Here is a 26,217-nt window from a genome sequence, read left to right as displayed (position 1 = left end):
GGCGCGGGCGTTTCTACGCTAAGCCTTCATACAGCTAGCGAATCAGGTCAGGGATTGGATGCACACGGGAAGTCGTGGCTGTCGGAAAAGAGCACCGGCAAGCTGCATCTATTCGCCAGAACGTGTTTCGAATCGTGATCCGCGCCCGGCACCAGCACAAGACTCTGATGCAAATTCGTCGGGTGCCGCATGCGCATGTAGTTCATATAGGAAACGCTGCGGCTAAGGCGGTCGGATCCTTGCAGTTCGCCCCCGCAGGATCGGTCCAGTTCCCTGTGATCCGGGTCGTTGTCCGCGGTCCCAGCAAGGTAGACAACATCGCGCGCGGCGTACGCTGCCTCAACGGCTTGCGCGGATTGACCGCTTACATACGGCGGCGCGTTATCCAGGCCATAACGCCACTGGGTGGCGCCAGGACAGGTAGCCGGATCGACCGCTTTGAAGCCCCCTGCGGCGGATGGCCGGAGGGCGTCGAAATAGAGAAAACTACTGGGTTCCACCACCACATAACGGGTGTGTATTCCTAGCGCGGTCAACGCTTGCTCGCCGTGTCCAACGGCTGCGTATCGTTGCACGAGTTGCGCCCCCGCCGAGTGGCCCACAAGTACAACGGTGCGCAAGTCCGGGTATCGCGTACGGTCCGCAAAGTGGCCTAGTAGACGATCAAGTACCTCGAATCCGCTAACAGGCACGGGCGATAGTGCCGGCCAGCCGCGCGACCAGTCATGCATCTTCCAGCGCAACACGGTAGCAGGCAGCTTGTGGGCGGTGATGTCTTGCGGGACCAGGAACTGAGGGCCGACGATCAAGGTTGTTCCAGTCACCGCCGCCATCCTTGCCGCCTCAACGGTTGAGGACCAGTTCGATTTCGCGTTGCGGCTCTCCCCATGCACGACGATGACAACTCGCTCAATACCCGCAGCGTTGGTATTCAGCGGGATGGTTGAATACACGGGAACGGTGCCGTTGCCGGATGCTGTTTCAACGTCGAACTGCTCGGCCGGCGTAGCCCGGACCGGCTTGACTGGACCGGTCTCGCGGTCTGGATCGTAGCCAGCCAGGATGATTGATCCGCGGTGTTCAACTGCGCCTCGCATGTCAGGGGAAAGCACGAGGCTTTTCGCTGGCGCATTTATGGCTTGAGCACTGACTTTGTGGGGGATCGTCAGGCCGAATGCGACGCTGCATAGCAAGGTAAATAAAAGCGCTAGTCTCATGCACTTCCCTGAGAGTTAAACGAAGCTTGCATATCATGGATTGAGCCGATACATACTGACTCTGCAGCATGCAGATATGCAGATATTAGAATGAGCAATCAAGCCTGCAGTCGAAAGCGTTGAAAGGGAGTCACGCTTGAATCTGCTTGCCGGTTTGCTGGAGCATCTTGGCAGGCACACTGCATTAAACGTACAGGATCGAGAAATCCGTCGCTGTAAGGACGTTCGTGAGAGGCGAGCCACGCTTAAGCAGGGTGGCCTGAGAGTAGCGAGAAAAACGACGAGAAAACGGGGTCTTCTGTATGGAGGCACGGCGCTGGGCGCCGTCTATTGCGCAATCGGCCTCTGCATGGTTGTTCGCAAGCTTCGCCGTAGCACCTGCGTTAGTAATTTTGCTGACGCGTCGAATTACAAAGGCGCGTGTCTAACCACGCTAACCAAAGAAGCTGGGAATTTGACTAAAGAAGCGCCCTGGTCAATGAGTGCGCCAGCAAACCTTTCAATTCGGTTGGCCGCAATATTCGCACGATCCTGAACGCGCTAAATGCTCATCGGGCTTTTGCATGTCGGCCTAACGCTGTATAAGCATTAGGCCGGCGATCGACCGACCGCTCATGCTGTCCTTACAAATATTAATAAAATGGCTTTAGCCATCCAGCTTATTTGCGGTCGATAACCTCGGCGTCTTAAGTCCGCCATGCGTTCTTTGTAAATGTCACGTCATCGTTTGCAACGGAATGTATGTAATGTGAAGTGTGTCATCCATCGGTGGCAAACCTGCGTTAGACAGTGCGTGTCTTAGGTCGAAGCTAACCTGACAAACTGAAAACTAACCGGAGATTGCACCATGAAGGTAAGCTTGCGCCGCACCCATGCAGCAGTCCTTTCTGCCATTGCGTTGTTAGCGGTGGTCTCGCCAGGATGGGCTCAATCCGTCCCGTCACCTACCGCGTCGGCAGCATCCGCAATCGATCCCCCGGGCCGCGTCGCCCGTCTTAACTACTTCGACGGCAGCGTGACCATGGAACCCGCCGGTGCAACCGACTGGGCTTATGCCGAATTGAATCGTCCGCTTACCACCGGCGATCAGTTGTGGGCAGACAGTGGTGCGCGAGGCGAACTGCACGTCGGCTCGACCGCGTTACGGCTGAGTCAGCAGACGGCCTTGAGCATTGTCGATATAGATGACAAGAACCTGCAATTGAAGGTAACGCAAGGTGCACTTTCCACGCGGGTGAGGGCACTGCCCCCCGGACAGAGCGTCGAAATAGATACCCCGAACGTCGCGATGCAGGCGTCGAGCCCGGGCGAATTTCGTGTAGACGTGGCGCCCGACGGTAACTCGACCACCGTGACGCTGCGAAGCGGCACTGCCAACCTTTATGGCGACGGCGGTGTATTTCAAATGACCGCAGGCCAGCAGATCACGTTCATCGGCGTGAACCTCCAGCAACAGGCAAGCGGACCGGCGCCGGCTCTCGACGCCTTCGATCAATGGGTCATCAGCCGTGATCGTTTGGAAGATGGTTCGGCCTCCGCACGATACGTATCGCGAGAAATTCCCGGTTACGAAGACCTGGATGCGAACGGCACGTGGCGCAGCGACCCGAACTACGGTGAAGTATGGGTCCCGACGGTTGCAGTAACGGCGCAATGGGCGCCTTATCACCAAGGCCATTGGACGTGGATTGCGCCGTGGGGCTGGACCTGGATAGACGATGCCCCCTGGGGCTTCGCTCCTTTCCACTATGGTCGCTGGGCGCATCTGGGCGATGCTTGGGCGTGGGTTCCGGGACCCGTGGTCGTCGCGCAGCCGGTGTATGCGCCGGCGCTCGTGGCCTTTGTTGGCGGCGGAGGCGGTTCGCATTGGGGCGTCGACCTGGCGATCGGCGGTGCAGTGGGCGTTGGGGTTGCATGGTTTGCATTGGGGCCGCACGAGCCGTGGCACCCGGGCTCGGGTTATAGCCCAAGCTATTACAACCGGGTCAACAGCGTGAACATCACGAATGTGCACAACACGACCATCGTCAACAACATCACGAACGTTCACAACACCTATATCAACCAGCGTGTGCCGGGTGCTATTACGGCCGTGCCGGCGAACACGTTTGTGCAGGGCCAGCAGGTGGCGCAGGCATCGCGCAGGCTGACAGCACAACAAATTGGCGGCGCGCAGATTGGGGCAGGCATGCCCGGTATCGCACCGGTAAGAGGAAGCTTCACGGGCGGGATGCGACCCGCTTCTGCAGGTGCGCCCGCGATGGCCATGCAACGTCAAGTGGTCGCTACCCGCGCACCGGCTGTTCCAGCGGCATACCGGGACACGCTCGCGCAACACTTCGCCAGCAGCGGAGCTCGCGTCGCTGGCGCAGGTGAGCCGATCGTGCGCACGACCGTACCCGCGGCCTTCACACGTCCGTTGAACCAAGGCGCGTCTGCGGCGCCTTCGCCGCAAGGTTATCGATTGGTGAACCGGGCACAGGCTCGTCCTGTCGGAGCGCAAGGCACGCCAGCCAGGAACGTTCAAGCGAATGCTCCGCGCGAAGAAGTGCGGCCGCCGCAAGGTGCCCATCCCGCCGAAGCCGTGCAGCAGCGGGCACCTGCAGCCGCTGAAAATGTCGCGCCGCGTCCGGCCGGCGTAAACGCTGGCCATGAGCCCGCGGTCCATGCCGAGCGTCCGGCTCAGAACGAGCCGCAAGCGCCCCGGCAAGAGCAAGCCATGCATGCGCCGAACGCTCAGCAACAGCATGCCGTGCCGGAAGCCGCGCCTCGTGCCGAGGAGCATGAAGTGCAGCACGCGCGTCCGGTCGAACCGCCGGTCTCGCATGCGGAAAGGCCACAGCCTGCTCGTCCACCGGTTCAGCAGGAAGCGCATCGCGCGGAGCCGGAGCATCCGCGTCCGGAAGCACGTCCGGAACCACGTCAGGAACCACGCCAGGAACCGCATCCGCCGGCAGCCAAGGGTGGTGAGCATCACGACGAGCAACCGAAGTGAGCTTGTGATTTGCTGACGGCTTCCCGCCAAAGCGCGCATGTCGAGCCGGGGCGGGCGCCAATTGCGGCCCGCGTTGTGCTCCCCGGGGCGTGCCTTTGGTCGGTATCGCCAACCGCGCGCTAGACGCTAAGCGCGTTGACTGACAGGCATGGGGTCGCTGACGGCATGCAGGTAACACCAGGCGTGAACCTATAAGCCTGTTTCCTGATCTCCAGCGCTAAAGCCTTTTTTGTCGCATCACCAAGCGCTGCGATAATCGCGGACCTCCCTTGGCAGGACACGCGTCATTGCCTTGCGGGAGCGGCACCAAACTCCCATTGCCACGCGAATAACCAGTCTTAACGGCGGAAACCTGATCCATGTCGAATGAAAATGCCCCTCACGAGCATGCGGTTGAACATGCAGCGCATTCGGGTGATCCTTTATCCCGCTGGGTTGCTGTATTCACCGCCATTCTCGCGGCGCTCTCGGGCCTCTTGCACTACGAGGAGGGGGTTTTGCAAACGCAGTCCCTGCTGTTCAAGAACGACGCTGTGCTGCTGCAAAGCAAAACCAGCGATGAATGGAATCTGTATCAGGCGCAATCCAGCAAGGGTCATCTGATGGAGCTTGCCGCTGAATTGTCCGGTCCTGACAAGCAGGCGTACTACCGCGACCAGATCGCCAAATACGAGCTTCGAAAGAAAGAGATCCAGGCCAAGGCGCACGACATGGAAAAGCAGGTGGAAGAAGCCAACCTGCAATCCGAGCGCAAGGGCCATCCGCAACACATGTTCGGTCAGGCGTTAGCGTTGATCAACGTGGCCATTTCACTAGCGGCAATTACATCGCTTACAGGCAGTCGCAAGCTGTTCGTTGTCGCCGGGCTGGCGGGTATCGCAGGGATCGTCGTGTCGATTCTCGGGTTCCTGAATATCTGAGCTCGTAGGCCCGGTTCGCTATTTGGCTGGGGCGTTAGCTAGGCGCCCGGACAGGTCACGGAGCGATGATTCAGGCCCTCATGGTCAACGCTGAAGATCGCGTTGACCTTGTCCGCGCTTTGCGTAATACGCAGCACATAAATGCTGTCGTAATCCGCGCTCGCCCAATGAGGCACGCTCGCCGCATCGCCGCCGGCGTCGCTGACAATCTTGCGGGCAAGCGCCTCGATAATCTTATGTTCCCAAGCGACTACAACCAGACTGCTTTTGTATTGAGGGGCCAGCAGGGTCGCATGCAGGTCGTCGGTCCTTGAAAATCCAATCGATGCGTTCACCGGCAGACCAAAATAAATCGCAGTCGGTTCGATTGTCGCTAGAGGGCGGACATAGTCATACTTGATGCCGCTATCGTTCTTTTCCTTAGCGGGGTCAGGCGCAAAAATGAAGTCCGGTTTGCCGTATTTGCTTTCGATGACTCTCGGTAACGCGAGCGCACGATTCAGGCCCTGACAACTTAGCTGACCGAGGCCGGCGGCGGGCTTCTCCCCGTGCCGAACCATGACGATGGTTTCAACCTGGTCGCTGGCGGCGCAGGCCGGTATCGACCCAAGCGCCATGATGGCGAGCACCAGCGATAGGACGCCTGACGGCGGGCGGCTGCAATTTTTCATGAGGGGTCGGCCACGTTGCGTGTGAGCCGCGATTCTAGCAATTCCCGGCCCGGCAGCTATTAAGCGAGGTGGGACGACGTGCTTCCAGGTGAAACACGCTACGAAATTGCGCGGTCGCTCACTGGGAGCAAGCAGTCGCATGAAGCGACCGATCATCCGCTACCGCTTCACTGCAAGATAAGCTCGGCTCAGGGCTGGCCGGCTATGCACCCACAACCTTGATGCAAGCCATGACGGCGGCCGGTCCCGCACCTCCAGCCGATAAATCGATCGTTCGCCGGCTTCTTTCGCCCCGCGAATGTTGGGGGCCATCTCGCACGTGTAGAAGTGTCTAAAACCGGTTTCGCGGGCGACTTGCCGGTAGTCGTCGTCGTAGAAGCCTTGAGGCCAGCACAGGTGGTCAGAGACCTCACCCATACGCGTCTCGAGTTCTGCACGCGCAGCGAGGAGGTCACGCCTTAGCGCCGCACATTTCTCTTCGCGGTTGCGCGCAACCTTATCCCAGCGCACATGGCTATGCGTGTGGCTATGAAATTCGAACGTCCCCGCGCGACGCATTGCATCGATCTCGGACCACCGCAGGATGGCGCGGTCCGTTTCGCCCCTCTCGATAGCCAGTTCCCCTTCACGATGCCCAAGCAACTCGGGAAGTTCGCCGCCCGAGTGCGCGTGAACGCGTGGCGCGCCGTCGCCGGGCCAACTAGTGACCAGAAAGCACAGGGCGGTAAAACCGTGCCGCTGCAGCACAGGATGGGCGTGCACCCAATTGTCGAGATAACCGTCGTCGAAGGTCAGCACGACCGACTTTGCCGGCAACGATCCGCCGGCCAGGTAGGCACTCAATTGCGCGGCCCCCACTGTCTGATAACCCGCTTGCGCGAGATAGGCCATCTGAGCCGCAAAGCGATCGGGCGAGACAGTGATCATTCCCGGTGACGTACTGATGTGGTGATACATCAGTACGGGCACCGCATGCGCTTGTGCTGTGCCTTGCCTTCTCACGCGTTAAGCCGCCGTTCGTTGATGCCACGCTCGTAGAAGTCGATGGTTTCGTCAGCCATGCCGTCGACCGTAAAGCTGGCATCGGTCAGGAGCCGCCCTGCAACGCCGAGTTGCACGCGCAGCCTCGGGTTATCGATCAGGCGGGCAATGGCAGCTCGCAGCGCTGCAATATCGTGCGGCGGCACGAGCAGGCCGTTCACGCCGTGCGTGATCAGCTCCGGCACGCCGTCGACGTCCGTGCCGATGACCGGCAACCCTGCCGCCATAGCTTCTATATAGGACTGCCCCAATGCTTCCTGATGCGTCGGCAGCACGAAAAAATCGCAGCCACGCAGCACATTGGGAATGTCCGTGCGAAAGCCTAGTAGATGGATACGATCGCTAATCCCCAGACTGTCGACGATATTCTTGATCTTGTCGAACCACGGCCCGTCGCCGGCCATCACGATATGCAGGTTCGGGCGCTCAGCGAGCATGGGCCGCACCGCATCGATCAGATCTTCGTGGCCCTTCTTATCGCGCACGATCGCAACCATGCCTGCGATGATCGCGTCTGCTCCGAGCCCGAGTTCACTGCGCAACGTGGAATGCGAAAGGGCCGGAGGCTTGACGATGCCGTCGTAGATGGTTTCAACGCGGCTCTTCGATACCCCGGCTGAAATCAGGTACTCGCGCACATGGCGGCTCACCGCGATGACGCGATGCGGAATCCACGTGTAGGTGGCAAGCGAACTGATGGGCAAAGCGAGGTGGCGCGTGCGAACCACGAGCGGCGTGCCGGCGAGCCGTCCCGCAGTGCCCGCAACAATACTGTCGTGTCCGCTATGCGTGTTGAGAACGTCGAAATTGCTGCGTGTCAGCAGTGCCTTGATTGTCAACATGGACGAGACATCCGCGCCGCCTTTCATCCTCGCGTGGTGGACGGTGAAACCTTCCTCCTTCGCGCGCACCCCGAGGCGGGCATCGACAGGGCAGACGACTTCCACAGCGTGGCCCCGGGAGCGCAATACGATCATTTCCTTGAGCGTCCTGTGCTCCTGGCCGCCCCAACCCCTGGACGACTCGCTATGTAGTATGCGCAATGCTTTCATCTGTTCGCTGCTCCCCGGCAGTACGTAAACGTTCTGTAGCGCTCGTAATATATCGTAATAATCCAAGAAAAAAGCAGCCGGTTTTAAAAAAACCTGGTGTTAATGAAGAGGTTACAAAGCCTTACCCAGCCTGCGGTCAGGCGAATTGATCTCATGTGGAAATGCAAACGTTTGCGCGGCGATCGAGCACGTTTTTTGATGGAATTCTGAATAAATGAATGCTTGACCGCGGAAGATCATCGCGGGCGAATTCATTCGGACTAAGAATGAAATATCGGGGCCCGAGGAGCCTGAACGTGGAGTCGGGTGTAAGCCGTGGAACTTAGTATTGGAGTACGAGTGTCAGCGGTGGACCATGCGGCCGGCAGGCTAAGAGGATGCAGACAGGCCCCAATCCTGACCCACACAGGTATATGGAATTAATATGGCAATAGCCGATAGAACATATTTTACATTCTGATCTTCGCTTTGTACCCTGTGCGCTTTTCCGGTCGATCAAGTCGGCGCGCCGGGTAAATTCACTTGGGCTGCTTAGCCCGACAGGAGCGTTGAATGTTTCAACCTGGGCCGCGTCACTTTCTATTTCGCATGTTGCTTGCAGCCATTTGCTGTGTTGCCGGCACGCATGCCTGCGGACGTGAAATAGAGTCGCGTCACTCCTCACCGGACAGCGTCAAGGCCGTGGAGGTATTGTCGGCCGGTGAGGGCTTAGTGGAAGACCTGCCTTTGCAAGGCGGAGGTTTCCAGCGTGTTTTGTACACTGCTGCCAGGCGCGAAACAAAAGGCATCATCGTGATGTTTCCCGGCGGCACCGGCGAGATCGACATCGAGAAGAGCGGGCAGGTCAAGAATGCGAAAAACTTCGTCGTGCGCTCGGACGATCTCTGGCGTGACCAGGGTTATGGCATCGTGCTGGTCGATGCGCTGGGTCACCAGTCCATGCGAGGGCAGCGTAGCAGCGCCGCGTATGCAGAGGTAACGAAAAAGATCATTGAGTTCGCCCATAGGCAGGCAAATGTCCCTGTATGGGTGCTTGGTACCAGCCAAGGTTCCATCGCCGCCATGAACGCCGCATCGCATGCGGGAGGAAGTTCTCTTGCCGGCCTGATCCTGACCGAGTCCGTGTCCATTCTCGGCGGCTCTCATGAAACAGTGTTCGATGCACATCCTGACGATGTCCGTGTGCCTTCGCTGGTTGTTGCTAACGTGGATGACCGATGCAAGGTCGCACCGCCGTCCATGGCGCAGTCAATCGCGCAATCGATTCGCCACGCTCCTGCAGCAGTCCTGACCGTGAGCGGCGGCGCTCAACGTACGCAGGATGAGTGCGGCTCCCTAACCCCGCATGGCTACTATGGAATAGAAGGAAAGGTAGTCGATGGCATTGCGGACTGGATGCAGAAGACGCAAAACCGGCCTTGATGCGAAGCGGTTTTGGCGACCAGCAGGGCAAACGGACGATGGGTCGTCCAGGACCCGGCCCGACCTTGACCGGAGTTCCGTGGTTGCCCCAAACCGGAATCTCTTGTCCGGGTTTGACTTATGATTAAGGCCCTCAAAAGCAAAGTTGCTGGCCATGATCCCTGACGTTTCCCATGATATCCAACCTACGCTGACCGGTCCCAGCATTGAACTTCGTCCTTTGCAGTCATCGCATCAGGGGGCGCTGGTGAACGCCGCGTCAGATGGTGAATTGTGGACCATGAAGGTGACGGTCGTTCCCGGTCCCGAGACGGCAGGGCAGTATATTGCCACTGCGCTGGCAGGTCAGCAGGCGGGAACGGTGATGCCGTTTGTTATTGTCAAGCGAGAGACCGGAGAGGTGGTGGGCAGCACCCGGTTCTGGAAGATCGATCGCGTTAATAGAAAGCTCGAAATCGGCCACTCCTGGCTGAGCGCCTCGGTACAGCGGTCGGGTGTCAATACTGAAGCGAAGTATCTTCTGCTGACCTACGCGTTCGAAACCATGAACGCTGTGCGCATCCAATTCACCACTGACGAGCTGAACGAAAAATCCCGAGCGGCTATCCTGCGCATTGGCGCGAAGCAGGAAGGCATTGTCCGGCACGAGCGCATCATGCCCGACGGCCGCAAGCGCAACTCGGTGCGGTTCAGCATCATTGATTCAGAATGGCCGGAGGTAAAGGCATTGCTGCGGCAGAAGATGCGCTTGAAATAAGACCGGACCGGCAAACCAGCGGATTATGCAGTGCAGCAAAAGACTCACGCGTGGCATTTTCGCCTCGTTGCGAGCCATATTAATTATGAAAGAAAACAGTAAGCTTTAGTTAATGAAATTATTATATCGCCCATATTCGTTTCTTAAGATTAATGCCACGAAATGATTCGGTTATATTTACCCATAAGATTAACAAAAGGTAACGTCATACGATTCCATTTAGTTAAATAACCAATAATTCGCCCAGCTGCATTAAGTTGAGAATAGATTTCCTCTTTCTCGCCTCTTTTGGGATGGCGGTCGTTCATCGCATAACGTGTGAGGAACTACTACTTATTTCCCAGTCTTCGCGAACGTTACATGAATGAAACGTTTTTTTGCGAATATAATTCGTTCATCCAAAGTGCACTGTAACTAATACCAGATCGCAGCGAGACGACTTCATATCAGAAGTATTTACCCTATGTGAATTGATTGCTGCTTTCAACGTGCGAAAACCTGTGCGCCCGAACCGTAGAAGGGTATCGCAGTGCAGCATTAACACGCTCGCCTCGGATAACCGGTCGTTTCGCCTGTATGACGTCTTCGGCCAGGGCGCGCGCTTGGCGCTCTGTGAGTGGTCATGCGTGCGGCACCAGGGCGGCCGCGAGAGGTGAGTCGATGCACGAATTGGCGATCAGGCATGCCGTTACCCTGCCGTTATCTATCAAGGCTGTGCATTTTTTTCGTTTACATGGAGTTGATTTTACATTTTGTATAAATAGGTGTGCAAACGACTTGAGCGAAACCATCACCTGCTGAGTTGCTGATAGAACGCCGCGTGCGGCCTAGCCGCAGTCGGGCATGTGACAGCAGGACGATTTCGCCTGACTAGATTCCGTGAAGCAAGCCCCGTTTCCTGTCTTTGATCCTATAGAGACGGGAGGGATCAATTCGCCATTAATCAGGATGACAAATTATATGAAAGCCTATTTCATGTAATTGGCCGATTCTCCACTCGAGAGCCTCGGTCGGTCGGAACCCGTAAGGGCAAGCGCGTTCGACATTGTCGAAGGGCGCCGTTGCTGCAGCACGGTAGCGATCAGCAGCATCCTCGCATCAAATCTCTCAGCTCCAAAATAAACGCGAACGCGGGACGACTTCGGTTGATCTTGTCGATCCTCGGGGAATACTTGTAGCAGCACAACAGGGACTATGATGAAATATTTAAGACTACTTCCGATTTCGGTCGCAACGACGCTGGCTATCTTCGGTGTCGGTCACGCCCATGCGCAAAGCAGCACCATCACTGTCAGCGGCGTGAAATACACGTTCTGCGGGAGTGAGAACGACAACTGCACGTTTTCCGGCAAGGGCTCCGTGGTGTTCGGCGCCGTTCCGCCGAACTCGCCGTCCACCATGCTGACCAGCCCGCGTGCCTTTACGAATGGGGTCGGCTGCTATGTCGGTGCTGTCTCTCAGACCGATCCCGCTTACGGCTACGGGAAATCGTGCTGGGTTAGCCTCGCATCTACCACCAAACCTGTGACGCCTCCTGTGACGCCGCCGCCCGTCACGACGCCGCCTGTGACCACGCCGCCCGTCACGACGCCGCCGGTGTCCACGCCACCGGTTACGACTCCGCCTGTGACCACGCCACCCGTCACAACGCCTCCCGTCACAACGCCGCCGGCTACCACGCCGACTCCAGGTACTTCGGCCATCTCATGTGGCTCGCCTGCACAAACGTCAGGTGGCACCGCTAATGGCTTGATCAGCGCCGACACGCCGACAACTGACGGCATGCGCATTTTCCCGAATAACACAGCGTTCAACATAGCGGTCACGACCAACTCGCCGAACGCAGACACGGTCATCTGGTCGGTCGCCGATGCTAACGGCGCCACCAAGACGCAAGGTAGCTTCGCTGTGAAGTCCGGTGTGCAGACCGCCACCATGTCGTGCAAGTCGACATGGTCCGGCTATGGCTCGATTACTGCCACGTTGCAATCCAATGGCGGCACGTTGCCGAACATGGGTACACGCCCGATGGGCATTGCCACTTTCGGTGTGTTGCCGAACCTCACGTCTGTCCTTGGCACGGTGACGTATGCACACCAGGATCAGCATCGGTTCGGCATGCAGGGCTTCAACGACAACATTGCCGCGTTGCACGATTTGGGAATTTCGTGGACCATCGACGACCGCGAAGTGTCGGCCATGGAGCCGAACGGCCCCAACACCTATACGCCGAGCGTCAGCGACCTGGACCCGTTCTACAAGGCTCACCCCGACCAGATGCGCATTGTGCGTCTTGACGGACTGCCGGCATGGGATTCGAAGACGGGTCAGTTCAACGACAGCTACTATGCGCCGGTGAACATGACCGAGTTCCAGAACTTCATGGGCCGCGTGGGCACCGACACGAGCCTGATCCGTGCTGCCAATTATCCGACCCAGCAGAACAACTACTACCAGGTGACCTGGGAGCCAAGCCTCGGATGGGCTGACAGTCAGGCAAACTTTGTTGCGATGTACAAGGCTGCCTATCTGGGCTTGCACTCCACTGATCCGAACGCCATCGTGATGGGTCCCACCAACCCATTCCCGGCCAATTGCGACACTTGCACGACGGGTTACCTGCAGACCTTCGGCGCGCTCGGTCTGTGGAACTATATCGACGCAGTGTCGACGCACGGTTACTGGAATGCCGGTACCTATCCGTCCCATCCGCCTGAACTGCAGGATTCGGATCCGAACCCGGCTAATCAGGCAAATGCGCTCGACAACCTGATGAGTCAGTTACGTTCCGTCATGCAGGCCGGCAAGCCAAACATGAAACTGTTCGTCACCGAAGCGGGGACTAGCTACGATCCGGGCATCAACTACGGACCTACGTCACCGTCGCAGAATCAGCTGTTTGCTCAAGCTGCCGTTGGCGTACGCTCGCACATCATTACACTGGGTGGCGGCGCGCAAGTGTCCACGTTCTTCTATGGTGCGGACTACCCCGGCGAGACTGGTTATGGCACGTTCTTCGACCTGAACGACGCTCAGGGCGCGTACGGTGCATCGAACCTCTCACCCAAGCCCGAAGCACTTGCATTCGCGACACTGACCCGGGTGCTTGACGGCACCAATACGCTTGGCCGCGTAACAGGTACGGCCGCCGGGACGTATGCCTATGCGTTCCAGCAACTCGGTAACGGCAAGGTCGTGACGGCCGTGTGGGCACACAGCAATGCGCAATGGCCGGCATCGGGCGGGCTCTATAGCCAGACCTACTCGACCAGCTACTCGCTCCAGGTGGACGCGGCCGGCGCATCGGGCAACGTGACGGAGATCGATGGTTATGGCAATGTCAGCACGGTGCCCTATACCAACGGCAAAGTGACGCTAACGCTGACTGAAGTTCCGCAATATATCGTCTCGAGCAATGCGACGGTTGCCAAGTCCAACGCTACGGTTCCTGTCGGCTACACGGGTCAGTAACGCTTGATGGGACTATGCCTGACGGGCCGCTGGTGACTGCAGCACCCCGTCAGTAAAAAGCCAATGCCTCGCGGTTGAACGCGAGGCATTGGCTTTTATGGCTCCGGTTCCGTTTCGGCTCAGGTAAGCAGGCTTTCGGCGGCCACGTAGGCAAACCCGAGCGCGCGTGCAACGGCCTTGTAAGTGACGTGCCCCTCGCACACGTTCAAGCCGGCTCGCAGATGCGGATCATCAGACAGCGCACGCCGCCAGCCTTTGTCCGCGATCGCCAGCGCGTGCCCGATTGTTGCGTTCGTAAGCGCGAACGTCGAGGTTCGCGCCACAGCACCCGGCATGTTGGCCACGCAGTAATGCACGACATTGTCCACGATGAACGTCGGATCGGTATGTGTCGTGGGGTGGGACGTCTCGAAGCAACCGCCCTGATCGATGGCGACATCGACAACAACGGCGCCCGGCTTCATATGCGAAATCATGTCGCGGGTCACGAGCTTCGGCGCCGCGGCGCCGGGAATAAGCACGCCGCCGATCAGGAGATCGGCGGCGTGCGCTGAGTCCTCGATCGTCTGCACATTCGAGCACAGCGTGGTGACGCGGTTGCCGAAGATTACGTCCAGTGCGCGCAGACGCTCTAGGTTCTTATCGATTATCGTCACGCGGGCGCCCATGCCAACTGCTATCTGCAACGCGTTGGTCCCGACCACGCCTGCACCAATGATCACCACGTGCGCCGGGGCCACGCCCGGAACACCGCCCAGCAGCAACGCCATCCCTCCCTTCGATTTCTCCAGATGCGCCGCACCTGCCTGGATCGACATGCGGCCCGCGACTTCGCTCATAGGCGCGAGCAACGGCAAGCCGCCGCCAGGACCCGTGATTGTTTCGTATGCAATGCAGATGGCCTTGGAGTCGATCAGGGCGCGTGTCTGCACCGGGTCGGGGGCAAGATGCAGGTATGTATAGAGAATTTGCCCCGCGCGCAGCATCGCGCATTCGGCGGGTTGGGGCTCCTTCACCTTGATGATCATCTCCGCGCGCGCGAAGACCTCCTGCGCCGTGTCGACCACAGAGGCGCCCGCAGCCTTGTAGGCATCATCCGATAAACCGATCTCCGCACCCGCCGCTGTCTGGACGACAACTTCGTGCCCGTGAGACACCAACTCGCGAACGCCCGCGGGCGTCAGCCCGACCCGATATTCGTGGTTCTTGATTTCTTTCGGCAGACCGATACGCATGATGCACTCTCCTCCTGGGAAGACCGGTGCGGGCGTCCGCGGCCATGGACGCCCAAGCGAACCCTTGTACGCGGATACACGGCGATCCGCAGCCGCCAAGGGTGTATTGCTGCAAAGCCAGGGCAGTCGCCGTCGCGCATTGACGATGCCCTGTGCAAGATTACTTTTACGCCTTACCGGGAATACCTCGCCCGCGCAGCGAACAGCCGGTGGTCTCTGTCACGAAGATCAAGGCTAGCGCACCGATCACACACGAGCCCATCATGTAGTAAGCCGGAATAAGGTTGTTGCCTGTACGCCCGATGAGCCATTCGTTCACCATGGGTGCAGTACCGCCAAAGATGGAGGTCGACACGTTATAGGCGATCGCCATGCCTGCATAGCGGACTTGCGTGGGGAACATTGCAGGAAACATCGCCGAGATGCTCGCTAACTGAGGCACATAAAGCAGACCTAATACCGCGAACCCTATCAGCGCGCCAGCCGTGCCATGCGACATGAGCAGGAACATAGGCACCGCGGCAATGAAGAGACCAATCAAGGAAAACCACCACACGTTCTTGCGGCCGACTCTATCGGAGAACGTGCCTGCGAAGGGCAGGAATACCATCATTGCCAGCATGCCGATCAGCGGCACCAGCAATGACATGTTGTCACTCATGCCCAACTGCTTTTGCATGAAGGTCGGCATATAGGCAAGCAGCACGTAGTTGACGACGTTCAGTGCCACGACCAGGCCGCCCAGCAATAGCAGTGGCTTCCAGAACTCGGTCAACAGTTCTTTCAGGGATATTTTAGCGTGCTGCTTCTTTTCGGCCGATTGTTCCATCTCGAGGAATACGGGTGTGTCCTCCATCCTGGCGCGCAGATAGAACCCGATCATGCCAAGCGGTGCGGCTATCAGGAACGGCAGGCGCCATCCCCAGGCATGCATGGCTTCGTTACCTAGCAAAACTGAACAACCGAGCATCAACAGCGCGCCGAGAGAGAAACCGGCCAACGTGGCGAATTCGAGGAAACTGCCGCAGAAGCCGCGTTTCTTGTCCGGAGCGTATTCGGCCATGAAAGTGGCTGCTCCGCCGTACTCGCCGCCGGTCGAGAAACCTTGGACGAGGCGCAGTACGATCAGCAAGGCCGGCGCCCATAAGCCGATGCTGGCGTAGGTGGGCAGCAGCCCTACGAGAAGCGTGGCGGCCGACATCATGATGATTGTCAGCGCGAGCACATATTTACGTCCCAGCCGGTCGCCGAGCGGCCCCCAGAAAAGACCTCCTAGCGGCCGTACGAGAAACGATATGGCGAAGGTCGCCAGCGCGAACAAGGTGGCTTCGGCGGTGCTGCCGGGAAACAGGGCGGCCGAAATGTAGGTGAGACCGTAAGCGTAGATGCCATAGTCGAACCATTCGGTGGCATTGCCTAGCGCTGACGCAGCGATTGCCCGCCGCAGAAGATTGGATGGGGTGTGTCGAGCTGTATGTTTTGCCGTTGGCTGTGCGTAGCTCATTGTCTTCCTCCGGAATCATGGACAGCGGCAACACGAGCGCCACTGCTGATTCAAGATACCGCCAGTGTGATCGCAAACCGATGTCCTAGGACGATGAATGAGCCGGGGTTTTCCATGAGACGGGCGAGGGTGGCTGCAGGTCGCTCCAGCATTCAAGGTAAGGCTTGTCTGACTGTGTTCCTTGCGGATTCTGACACCACGAATTGACCGGAATATCCGCTAAACGCTCGTCAAGCCTGACGCGTTGTTCTAGGACATTCATGGCTGAGTGCGCCAACTCTCTACTTGTTTAAGACAATAGACGACTTGATTGGGAGTCGGTTTTTTCCGAACGGAATGCAAACCTGAGAGCGCCCGGCCGCTTGCGTCTACGGGAAAGCGCCCCGCGAGGGTTTATGCAAGTCTCACACGCGGAACCGGCGAGATTGAAATCGACGGCGGATTGGGGCAGATCTAAACCTGCTGCCATGCGCAATAAAGTATCTGACTACTCGCCGCTGATCACTGACCGCTCACCGCTCGGCATTCACCGCTGACTCTCGCGATGCCGGCACGGTCAGCACCTCACCCGTGCGCTCATGTTGTGCGTGTGCGAGGCGTTTCGTGGTCCATTGCACGGCCATTGCCAGGATGGCGGCTTCCACGAATGCCAGGGAAGCCGCTTGTCTGGGAAGTGCGAAGATAAGGCAGAGGCAGAACGCAGCGAATGAGAACCGGCCGAGTACCATGCCTCGCAAAAGCGACACTACGAAGTCAGGGCCGTGCGCCCGATGCGACGAGACAGAAAGCACGATCCCCAATAGCGGGAACACCGCAAGAAGTCCGCTCCATTTGGCGCCAAGCGCAGACGATAGCGTGGTGACCGCAACCGTCAGCGCAGCGCCGGCAATCATGCGTCCTGCTAGGTCGTTGCGGCTAAGCGGTGCAACTCTGGCAATGGCATTGCTGCGAGGGAGAAAGGTTTGTCCAAACGCGACGGCAACAAGCGCGGCCGCGATAGCCCACGCCGGGGATGCCGGCATTGAAGCGAGGGCAATGGCTGCTACGAGCCAGCTTCCCAATCCTGCGGTTAGCGCAAGGGGCCACGACCTGGTTCGGCAGGTCCATGCATACGCGAAGTTGAATGCCTCGGAAGCGAGTATGGCTGACAAGGAGAGGGTAGCCGCATGCGCTCCGAAAACCGGTCCATGATCCAGGACTAGAAGGAACAGGATCGGTCCGGCAACAAAGGGCAATCCAGCAAGCCAGCCGGCGATAGTCGGTCCCCACCATTTGCCCGACATGGAAACGACGAAGAGAAAGAACGGGACCAGCGTCAGCTTTAGCGCGAGCATGGCAAGCCAGGCAGATTTAAAACCGGATCGTACACGAATTCGCAGTGCGCTTAGCCGGAATGAAGGCGATGTCTATTGAAGGGCGCTTCGCTCCAACAAATTTCTGCCTCTATCTGCTAAGCGTTGCATCGAGATAAACACCGCAACGAAAGACGCATCGCTTGATCAATCGCTAGAAAAGATGCTGTATCCCGGCGTATGCGCCCGACTGGCTATGACCGGGAAGCGGGTTGTCGGTACTGGTTGTATCGCCGAAGGAATTGGCGTTCAAGCCAAAGTTCGCATGGGTGCTGTTGCGGGCGGTCGCAATCTGGAAATCGAGCAGGGTACGCTTCGTCAGGTTGTACGTGCCACCGACTGTATAGATGGTCGCGTTGCCACCGCCGTTGTTCGCATTGACGTGATACACCGCGGCAATCAGTGCGGCCGCCGGCGTAGCTTGCCATGTCACGCCGCCCCATTCTTGCTGGGTGAGCGTGATGCCGCCCGATAAAGCGCCGGAACTTGAATGCGATTGCTGATAAACCGCCTGGAGCTTGAATTTCCCCAAGAACACATTGACGCCGCCGAAGTATTCGCGAGAGAAATTGAACGCATCGTCCAACGTTCCGTTAGCGGCGTCGCGCCATTCGTCGTAAATTGCGCGGATCTGAAAAACCGGCTGTGTATAGGTTAACTGGATAGCGTCCGCACGGCCTTGCCCAGTAGTGCCGTTGCCATTCCAGTTGGTCGCGTTGGACAGCGCGTATTGCCCGCTGATGTCAAAGCCGGCAATGGTAGGAGACTGGTACGAGATGTTGTTGCTCGTGTGATTCCAGTTACGGCCGCGAACAAGTGATGCCGATGACCAGTTGCTTTGCCCAAACGGGTCGAAGTCCCAGACCCCATTGGAGAGGAAAAGCTCTTTGCCAAGCAGCACCGTACCAAAGCGGTCGTTGGCGATTCCCACCGTCGCATACCGGTCGAACAAGCCGTTGTTCGAAGGACCTTGACCGGTCATGGTGTTGAATGCGCCTTCGAGGTGGAATACGGCCTTGGTGCCTCCGCCAATATCCTCCACGCCCTTGATGCCCCAAAGACTCGTTCCCCAGTCTCCGCTTTCAGCCCTGAAGCGACTACTGCTTCCGGTCGCTGCACCGGTCACGGGGTTTTGTCCCGTGGGTACGCCACTCATGTACTCCACGCCGGCGTCTATCCGCCCATACAAGGTCACGCTGCTTTGAGCGCACGCGGCTCCTGCGCCAGTAGCCAACACCGATGCCAGCGCAACGGCTGCGAGCTTGTTCATGTCTCCTCCAATAGTCCATTTTGACTGCGTTGTCGGTTTAACTGACGTTGCAATTACGCAGCTGTCGTCATGTTCTTTGCGTTTATCGAGCTCACAACGGGTAAAAAAGCCCCGGATCTCTTGGGTAAATCCGGGGCCGGCCGTGGAGGCAGGGGAGGATTTTCCCCCACGGGTTAAAGTGCTCATTAAGTTATTCAAACATCGACACTAGATAAAGGCGTTTGAAGCGAATAGATTTTTGTTGCTACGCGAATAATCTCGCATCTTGGAACAGCACGGTGGCAGATCGACGGGTAGGCCGGCAGAGCGGCCGGCAATCACCGCACGCCTTGCCCGAGTATTTCTTGCGCCTCTAAAGAGAATAGAATCTGCCCGGGAGGAGTCTCGCTTGACGTACGAAGCTTGCATCAATCGATCAAGGCACGCGAACGATCACTCGTTGCATAGTTGCAGAAGATTCACGCAAGGAAAACCGGGGGCGTGTAACCCGTTGCCTGAAGTCGCCGAACTAGCATACAGGTCGCCCTTTATCATCCGACACCGCGACACCGCTTGACGACGTTTACAGATGCCTTTCGAGGAGAAGCGTCACCAGATGGATATCAATTTTGAATGCACGATGTGCGGCAAATGCTGCCATGACCTCAAGCTGCCTTTGAGCGTCGACGAAGCGCTCGTATGGCTTGAGCGCGGCGGCGATGTCCAGTTTCTCTGCGAAGCCGTTCCGTGGCCTGACGAGCCCTCTGCTGACAACCTGCAGGCGCAGCATAAGCGGCGCCGGTCGTTCGCCGCTTCCAGCGGCGAGCTGCCTGTGCGGGTGGTGGTGGTCCTCGCGGCATCGTTCGAGGGCGCGTGTCCGCACTTGCAAGCGAACATGAGTTGCGGTGTGTATGAGCAACGTCCGACTGTCTGCCGGATCTATCCTGCGGAGATCAATCCTTTCAATGAATTGAAACCTGAGCAGAAGGAATGTCCGCCGGAAGCGTGGGCCTCGGACAAGCCGCTTCTGATGAGCGCACAACGCGTGGTCGATCCCGAGACGTTCGCGTTGATTGCCAGATCGCGCGCGACCGATGTCAGCGACGCCCCGGCCAAAGCGCGCGCATGTGCTGATCTGGACATTGATGCGGCAGCGCTGGCTAACGAGGGACTCGTTGTCTACTCGCCGCCTGGCGACCTTGCCATAGCCGCGTTGAAACGCGCTCGCGAGAGCCGTGATGCAAGCGAGGACGTGCTGCAGTGGAAGGTCGTGTCAAACCGTCGCGAAACAGTGGACACGCTCACGTCCATAGGAGCAACAGGCGTTCATTACGTGAAGACCGACGCGCCCGCATTCGATTACCTCGGCTTCTTCCCCGCCTCCGCGTGATCCACAATCAATGCCCGGACCGATCGATCAGGATGGGTCCGGGCTCACTGGGTTCACACTGGATTCACGCTAGGTCGCTTCCCGGACAGCACGCAGGAACTGCTGCGTGCGCTCATGTTGCGGTGCTCCGAAGAACTGCTGCGGCGGCGCCTGTTCAATGATCTTGCCTTGCGAAAAGAAACATACGCGGTCCGCGAATTCTTTCGCGAAACCCATCTGGTGAGTCACCATCAGCATGGTGAGATCGTGCTCGTGGCCCAGCCTCCGAATCACGTTCAGCACTTCGCCGCATAACTCCGGATCGAGTGCCGAGGTCACTTCGTCGAACAGCATCACTTTCGGCCGCATCGCCAGCGCCCGCGCAATGGCTACGCGCTGTTGTTGCCCGCCTGATAGCTGCGACGGGAAGTGATCGCACTTGTCGTCGAGCCCGACCATGGACAGCAGCTCCCGGCCACGCTCGTTCGCATCGCGCTTGGACATGCCGAGTACCCGCAGCGGGGCCTCGATCGTATTTTGCAGCGCCGTCATATGCGGGAACAGGTTAAAGCTCTGGAACACCATGCCAATCTTGCGGCGCACTTCGCGGACATGCCGTTCGGATGCAGGCACCAGCACCCCATCGCGGCGCATGTGCGTGAGCGGCTCGCCCTCCACCTCGATCACCCCGTCGCTTAGCGGATCGAGCGTCATCAGCACGCGCAGCAAGGTGGATTTGCCCGACCCGCTTGGGCCGATGATCGCAACCTTTTCATTGCGGGCGACCTCCAGATCGAGTGCATCCAGGACGGTAAGCGAGCCATAGCGTTTCGTGACGCCGGCAAAGCGCACCATCGGCTGGACGTTGGGTGCGACAGCGTTTGCGCCGAGCGCGGGGTCGAGATCCCGTTTCATCTGCTTCTCCTGGAGTTCCATCAGCATGCCCCTGCCGGTCGTTCGAATAGAACATGTGTCATGGCAATCTCACGCGACGTTCGAGGTGACGCACGCCCGAGGCGAACGTCACGCTGATCAATAAAAAGAACAGGCCGGTCATGGTGATCGGTTCGAGATAGCGGAACGTTTCCGAGCCGATGTTTTTCGCCTGCTGCATCAGCTCGACCACCGTGATGGCCGACAGCACGGGCGTGTCCTTGAACATGGCGACCAGATAATTGCCGAGCGCTGGAATGACCGGGCGGATCGCTTGCGGAAGAATGACGCCGCTGTACGTGCGCCATGGCGACAATGACAATGCGCAAGCCGCTTCCCACTGTCCGCGCGCCACGCCGTTCAATCCCGCTCGATAAACCTCGGACACGTAGCATGCGTAATGGACCGCAATGCCGATCGTGCCCGCGCTCAGCGCCGACATCGTGAGACCGTAGAGCGGTGCCACGTAGAACAGCACATAGACCTGGATCAGCAACGGGGTGCTTCGAATGAACTCGACAAAAAAGCCCGTCACCCGTGCGACCGGCGCAATGGTGCTGCGTCGCAGGATAGCGAGAACGAGGCCAAGTACCAGCGCGATTGCGAAGCCGACCAGCGTGATGCCGATGGTGTACATGGATGCGCGCAGCAACTCGGGCAGGATGTGCACTGCATACTTGATGTCGAAAAAGGAGTTCATTTCGCCATCCTCTGCGTGATGCCGTGACTGACGCGGCGTTCGAAATGACGCATGATGGTGACCACGATCTGCGCCATGACGAAATAGATCAGCAGCGTCAGCGCAAAGATTTCAGCGGTCTTGAAGGTCGCTTCGTCCAGTTGGCGTGCGCGGAAGGTGAGGTCGGAGAGGGTGATCAACGAAACCAGTGAGGTCCCTTTCAACAATTCGATCATCAGGTTCGTGGCGGGCGGCAACGCGTTGATCATGGCCTGTGGCAAGACAATGCGCCGCATCCTGGTCGACGCGGGCATGTTCAACGCAAGCGCCGCTTCATATTGTCCACCTGGTACTGAACGCAATGCACCGCGCAGGATCTCGGAGCCATAGGCGCCGTAATGCAGCCCAAGCCCAACGATGGCAACGGTGAGCGGCGTCAGCTCCAGATTGAATGGCGGCAAGGGCAACACGAAGAAAAGCCAGAATAGCTGTACCAGTAGCGACGTACCGCGAAATACTTCGACGTACGCGTTGGCGGTCCAGCGCAAAATGCGCCATGTCGACGCGCGCAGGACGGTCGCCATGCCGGCCATCACAATTGCCAGCAAGATTGCGGACACCGCAATCTCGACGGTGACGAGCGTGCCCTTCATCAACAGGGGCAAGAGTTCATGCAAGTCGCCCATGGCATTCCTCGCTTAAGGCTTGAGGCGGTAAGAGGAGGTGATGACCGGCACATGCCGGCTCGTCAAACGAAGGCGGTCAGCCGCCGCAAAGTTGCGCGGTGGTCTTGTCCGTGAGGTTGCTTTTGTCAAAGCCAAACGGGGCCACTGTCTTGAGATGATCCGGCGTGCCGAGCCACGCTTTCAGTTGCTGATTGACGGCGTCGCGAAGGTCCGTGTCGTCCGGGCGGAACGCCAGCGCGCCGTAACCGGTGTGCTTGGGATCGTCCGTGAACTTGGGGATGGCTTCCACCGTCGGGCCCGCCTTGGCGGCAAGCCCCTTCATGGTCAATGCCGTGCCGGCGGCAGCGTCGGCGCGGCTTGCACGCACGGCCTGCAACTGCGCGGTGGTATCGGGTACTTGCAGCAATTGCCCGTCCTTCACGCCGGAGTCTCGTGCGTAGCCCAACTCGACCGAGCCCGCCATGACAGCCAGTTTTGTGTCGGGGTTTTTGGCTACGTCAGCGTAACTCCGCAGGTTCTTGGGGTTGCCATTCAGCGTGAGCAGGGTGTCCTTGATCTGGTATTGAGGGTTGGCGAACGCGACTTGCTTGCAGCGCTCCGGCGTGACGTACATGCCCGCTGCAATCACGTCGAAGCGTCCCGCGCGCAATCCGGGAATGAGCGAGCCCCACTCCGTCAGGACGGCATCGACTTTGTTGACACCGAGCTTGGCGAACACCTTCTTCGCAATCTCGGGTGACTCGCCGGTGACGGTGCCGTCCGGCGTGGTGTACGCAAAGGGGCTTTCGTTTGCGTAGCCAATGCGCACTTCTCCCGTGCGCTGAATGCGCTGCAAGGTCGTTTCAGCGTTCGCCGCCGCTGAATGGGCCACCAACCCCGCCGCTACTGCCCCAATGCACAGCATGGACAGCGCTCCCACCATTCCAGATACTCGTTTGAGTTTCATGTCGATCCGTTCCCGATTCCGTAGCGTGGTTGATTGCGCCGCGTCCGCGCGGCACTAGTGGCGAAAATGCTCGCAAACCCTTGGTTTTATTCCAATTTCGAGGCTGCGTTACACCGCCATGAACGCAGCATACAAAGCCATATTTTTGTTCCAATTGCTCTAGGACAATAATTTTTGCGGCCGCTTCTGCGCCACTATGGGAGCTACTGAACGGAGGCGAACGTGAACGAGCGGTGGCGTGACGCAGTGCGTGCAGTGCATGGCGTCGAGTCGAAATACAAACGTCTGGTGAAAGCGATCGCGGCGGATATCGAAAGCGCCACGCTTGCGTCAGGCGCTCGCCTGCCGCCGCAGCGCGAGGTCGCGGCGGACCTGGCTATCAGCGTGCAGACAGTGACGAACGCCTATAAAGAACTGGAGCGCCAAGGGCTGATTCGTTGCGAGGTGGGGCGAGGCAGCTTCGTCGCGGCGCGCGTGACCGAGACCATGTCGAAATACATGCTCGATACTGCCGAGCGCGAGGTCATCGACTTTTCCATAGCGCGGATCGTGCATACCCCTGAGCACGATGCCATGTGGCGCAAGGTGTGCGCGACGCTTGCCACGGTGGAGGATCAACCATGGATACGCGCGTTTCGGCCGATTGCCGGTTTTGATCATCACCGCCAGGCGGGCGCGGCATGGCTCGCCACGCTCGGCATGCCGGTGAATCCCGAAACACTGTTGGTCACCAACGGCGCCGCCCATGGCATCTTCCTGGCGCTGGCATCGTTCGTCGGCCCCGGCGACACCGTACTCTGCGAGAGCCTGACTGACCATGGCGTAATTGGCTCGGCCAATGTGCTGGGCTTCACGCTCAAAGGTCTTGAGATCGACGAATACGGCATACGTCCCGAACATTTCGAAGAGATGTGCGACAGCGAGCGTGTCAGCGCGCTGGTCTGCACCCCGACGCTGAACAACCCCACGGTCGCCCTGATGCCGGATTCGCGTCGCCGCTCGATTGCACGCATTGCCGAGCGTTATGGCGTGTACGTGATCGAGGACGACGTCTATGGCGCGTTACCGGCCAAGACGCAGACGCCTATCTCCAGTCTGATTCCAGAGCTGTCGTTTTACTGCACGAGCATGACGAAGTCAGTGTTGACCGGCTTGCGGATCGGTTATCTCACCATGCCGCGACGCCTCGCGCTGCGCGCTGAAAGCGTGCTGCGCGTAAGCAGCTGGATGGCGACTTCGCCCATGGCCGAGGTCGCCACGCGCTGGATCATGGACGGGACCGCGCAACACTTGGTCCAGGTGCAGCGTGAGCGCCTTGGGACCCGGCAGGCAATGGTTCGAGAGGTGCTCGGCCGTTATCTGCTAGGGAGTCATCCGCAGGCGTTGTCTGCCTGGTTGAAGGTGCCCGATTACTGGCAAGCGGACCGCGTCACGCGCGAGTTGCGCAACCGGGATATTGCGGTGACATCGCCCGATCCGTTCCTCGTGCGTGGCGCCGAGAGGCCGAACGCGGTGCGGTTGTGCGTGGGCGCCGAAGTGACGGATCACACCTTTAAAACCGCGCTTGAAACCATCGGCGAAGTGTTCGAGCAGTACCCGCATGTGCACGACTTCAGTTGACCCCGGCAATTGACCGGGCGTCGACGTCAGGCACCTGCCGTATCGATTGAACTAGGACATTAAAAAGCGCTTTTTAGGACATTAGACTCGATCGCATCGACTTCATCCATGCGGTTGCGTTCATGCCTGTTCTCTCGCTTGCCGATGTCTATCGTGCGCGCCGCCGTATCGAGGGGCGTGTGACACACACGCCCTTGCTCGCGTCAGCGTCGCTGTCGCGGATCGCCGGCACGGAAGTCTATCTGAAGCTCGAAACCGTGCAGCCGACCGGCAGCTTCAAGCTGCGCGGAGCGACCAACGCGCTGGCCGATCTCGCGGAGCGCGGCATCGCCAGGGTCGTGACTGCATCGACGGGAAATCATGGACGTGCCATCGCATATGCCGCGCGTGCACTCGGCATGGAGGCTGCCGTGTGCATGTCGGCGCTGGTGCCAAAGAACAAGGTCGATGCCGTCACTGCGCTCGGCGCGCGTGTCGTGATCGCGGGGGAGAGTCAGGATGAAGCACAGGCGCAGGCGTTGCGTCTTGCCAGCGATGAGGGCTTTGCATTCGTCCCGCCTTTTGACAACCTCAATGTGATTGCGGGGCAGGCGACTATCGGCCTGGAGATCATGGAGGCATTGCCGGACACGGCGAGCATTGTCGTGCCCTTGTCGGGCGGCGGCTTGTTCAGCGGCGTCGCGTTTGCCGCCAAGCGGATCTGTGCCGACGTCGCGATGATCGGCGTAACGATGGAACGCGGCGCCGCGATGCACGCGAGTCTCGCAGCAGGGCGCCCCGTGCTTGTCGACGAAGTCGAGACGCTTGCGGATTCGCTGGGCGGCGGGATCGGCCTGGACAACGAACATACTTTCGCGCTGACACGAGAACTCGCCGATAGCGTCGTGCTGCTGGACGAAGCGTCTATTGCGCGCGGGATCGTGCATGCGTATCGCGAAGAACGGCTTGTGATCGAAGGGGCGGCGGCGGTGGGCATCGCCGCTTTACTCGACCGACGTATCGATCGCGCCGATCTTATGCGCGGCCCGGCCGTACTGGTCATGAGCGGCGCGAATATCGATATCGGCCTGCATCGCCAGCTGATCCTGGAGGCTTGAC

20 protein-coding genes are annotated in these 26,217 nt (G+C 58.9%); 8 read left to right on the top strand and 12 right to left on the bottom strand.

What is annotated here, in order from left to right; translation table 11 throughout:
* Positions 1-47: 47 nt before the first annotated feature.
* Positions 48-1,112 carry an alpha/beta fold hydrolase gene (locus BSU04_RS04465; protein ID WP_179258202.1) on the bottom strand — a complete coding sequence of 355 codons (1,065 nt, stop codon included), beginning with the start codon at positions 1,110-1,112 and terminating at the stop codon, positions 48-50.
* A 952-nt stretch (positions 1,113-2,064) separates the two neighbouring features.
* Between BSU04_RS04465 and BSU04_RS04460 the strand changes: the two genes are divergently transcribed.
* Positions 2,065-4,212 (top strand): DUF6600 domain-containing protein, encoded by a 2,148-nt coding sequence (locus tag BSU04_RS04460; protein WP_089159463.1) that lies wholly within the window; start codon positions 2,065-2,067, stop codon positions 4,210-4,212.
* A 359-nt stretch (positions 4,213-4,571) separates the two neighbouring features.
* On the top strand, positions 4,572-5,132 hold the full coding sequence (locus BSU04_RS04455) for a DUF4337 domain-containing protein (RefSeq protein WP_089159462.1): 561 nt from the start codon (positions 4,572-4,574) through the stop codon (positions 5,130-5,132).
* A gap of 38 nt (positions 5,133-5,170) precedes the next feature.
* Here BSU04_RS04455 and BSU04_RS04450 read toward each other — a convergent pair whose 3' ends face one another.
* The 3 genes from BSU04_RS04450 to BSU04_RS04440 all read right to left on the bottom strand — a co-directional run bounded on the left by BSU04_RS04450 (position 5,171) and on the right by BSU04_RS04440 (position 7,896).
* On the bottom strand, positions 5,171-5,803 hold the full coding sequence (locus BSU04_RS04450) for a histidine phosphatase family protein (RefSeq protein WP_218827229.1): 633 nt from the start codon (positions 5,801-5,803) through the stop codon (positions 5,171-5,173).
* 159 nt (positions 5,804-5,962) lie between these two features.
* Entirely contained in the window at positions 5,963-6,760 is a 798-nt protein-coding gene (locus tag BSU04_RS04445) for a polysaccharide deacetylase family protein (protein WP_089159461.1), read from the bottom strand.
* Between the two features lie 41 nt (positions 6,761-6,801).
* Positions 6,802-7,896 (bottom strand): glycosyltransferase family 4 protein, encoded by a 1,095-nt coding sequence (locus BSU04_RS04440; protein WP_089159460.1) that lies wholly within the window; start codon positions 7,894-7,896, stop codon positions 6,802-6,804.
* 552 nt (positions 7,897-8,448) lie between these two features.
* On the opposite strand from BSU04_RS04440, the gene BSU04_RS04435 reads away from it, so the two are divergent.
* From BSU04_RS04435 to BSU04_RS04425, 3 genes are all read left to right on the top strand, one after another.
* On the top strand, positions 8,449-9,318 hold the full coding sequence (locus BSU04_RS04435; protein ID WP_218827228.1) for an alpha/beta hydrolase: 870 nt from the start codon (positions 8,449-8,451) through the stop codon (positions 9,316-9,318).
* 154 nt (positions 9,319-9,472) lie between these two features.
* The gene (locus BSU04_RS04430; RefSeq protein WP_089159459.1) at positions 9,473-10,075 is read left to right on the top strand and encodes a GNAT family N-acetyltransferase; all 603 of its coding nucleotides are present in this window, start codon (positions 9,473-9,475) and stop codon (positions 10,073-10,075) included.
* A 1,194-nt stretch (positions 10,076-11,269) separates the two neighbouring features.
* Complete coding sequence (locus BSU04_RS04425) at positions 11,270-13,546, top strand: hypothetical protein (protein WP_089159458.1); 2,277 nt, start codon at positions 11,270-11,272, stop codon at positions 13,544-13,546.
* Between the two features lie 119 nt (positions 13,547-13,665).
* On the opposite strand, the gene ald is transcribed toward BSU04_RS04425, so the two are convergent.
* The 4 genes from ald to BSU04_RS04405 form a co-directional block, all read right to left on the bottom strand.
* The gene (gene ald / locus BSU04_RS04420; protein ID WP_089159457.1) at positions 13,666-14,781 is read right to left on the bottom strand and encodes an alanine dehydrogenase; all 1,116 of its coding nucleotides are present in this window, start codon (positions 14,779-14,781) and stop codon (positions 13,666-13,668) included.
* 166 nt (positions 14,782-14,947) lie between these two features.
* Positions 14,948-16,285, bottom strand: a complete 1,338-nt coding sequence (locus BSU04_RS04415; RefSeq protein ID WP_089159456.1) for an MFS transporter — start codon at positions 16,283-16,285, stop codon at positions 14,948-14,950.
* 512 nt (positions 16,286-16,797) lie between these two features.
* A complete protein-coding gene (locus BSU04_RS04410; protein ID WP_089159455.1) occupies positions 16,798-17,619 on the bottom strand; it encodes a hypothetical protein in 822 nt (273 codons plus the stop codon).
* Between the two features lie 172 nt (positions 17,620-17,791).
* Entirely contained in the window at positions 17,792-18,907 is a 1,116-nt protein-coding gene (locus tag BSU04_RS04405; RefSeq protein ID WP_089159454.1) for a porin, read from the bottom strand.
* A gap of 595 nt (positions 18,908-19,502) precedes the next feature.
* On the opposite strand from BSU04_RS04405, the gene BSU04_RS04400 reads away from it, so the two are divergent.
* Entirely contained in the window at positions 19,503-20,276 is a 774-nt protein-coding gene (locus BSU04_RS04400) for a YkgJ family cysteine cluster protein (protein ID WP_089159485.1), read from the top strand.
* Positions 20,277-20,345: 69 nt separating this feature from the next.
* Here the strand turns inward: BSU04_RS04400 and ehuA are convergent, their stop codons facing one another.
* The 4 genes from ehuA to ehuB all read right to left on the bottom strand — a co-directional run bounded on the left by ehuA (position 20,346) and on the right by ehuB (position 23,499).
* Complete coding sequence (gene ehuA, locus BSU04_RS04395) at positions 20,346-21,170, bottom strand: ectoine/hydroxyectoine ABC transporter ATP-binding protein EhuA (protein WP_089159484.1); 825 nt, start codon at positions 21,168-21,170, stop codon at positions 20,346-20,348.
* 58 nt (positions 21,171-21,228) lie between these two features.
* Entirely contained in the window at positions 21,229-21,888 is a 660-nt protein-coding gene (gene ehuD / locus BSU04_RS04390; RefSeq protein ID WP_089159453.1) for an ectoine/hydroxyectoine ABC transporter permease subunit EhuD, read from the bottom strand.
* Positions 21,885-22,553 carry an ectoine/hydroxyectoine ABC transporter permease subunit EhuC gene (ehuC, locus tag BSU04_RS04385; protein ID WP_089159452.1) on the bottom strand — a complete coding sequence of 223 codons (669 nt, stop codon included), beginning with the start codon at positions 22,551-22,553 and terminating at the stop codon, positions 21,885-21,887. Before ehuC ends, ehuD begins: the two co-directional genes overlap by 4 nt.
* A 76-nt stretch (positions 22,554-22,629) precedes the next feature.
* Complete coding sequence (ehuB, locus tag BSU04_RS04380) at positions 22,630-23,499, bottom strand: ectoine/hydroxyectoine ABC transporter substrate-binding protein EhuB (RefSeq protein ID WP_089159451.1); 870 nt, start codon at positions 23,497-23,499, stop codon at positions 22,630-22,632.
* 222 nt (positions 23,500-23,721) lie between these two features.
* Between ehuB and ehuR the strand changes: the two genes are divergently transcribed.
* Positions 23,722-25,119 carry a MocR-like ectoine utilization transcription factor EhuR gene (gene ehuR, locus BSU04_RS04375; RefSeq protein ID WP_089159450.1) on the top strand — a complete coding sequence of 466 codons (1,398 nt, stop codon included), beginning with the start codon at positions 23,722-23,724 and terminating at the stop codon, positions 25,117-25,119.
* A 122-nt stretch (positions 25,120-25,241) separates the two neighbouring features.
* The gene (gene eutB / locus BSU04_RS04370; RefSeq protein WP_089159449.1) at positions 25,242-26,216 is read left to right on the top strand and encodes a hydroxyectoine utilization dehydratase EutB; all 975 of its coding nucleotides are present in this window, start codon (positions 25,242-25,244) and stop codon (positions 26,214-26,216) included.
* The last annotated feature ends 1 nt before the right edge of the window (position 26,217 follow it).

This window comes from Caballeronia sordidicola (assembly GCF_002220365.1).
In the GTDB taxonomy this organism is placed as follows: Bacteria; Pseudomonadota; Gammaproteobacteria; order Burkholderiales; family Burkholderiaceae; genus Caballeronia; species Caballeronia sordidicola_C.
Note: the sequence above shows the minus strand (reverse complement) of the source record. Positions and strands in the feature narration are given on the sequence as shown.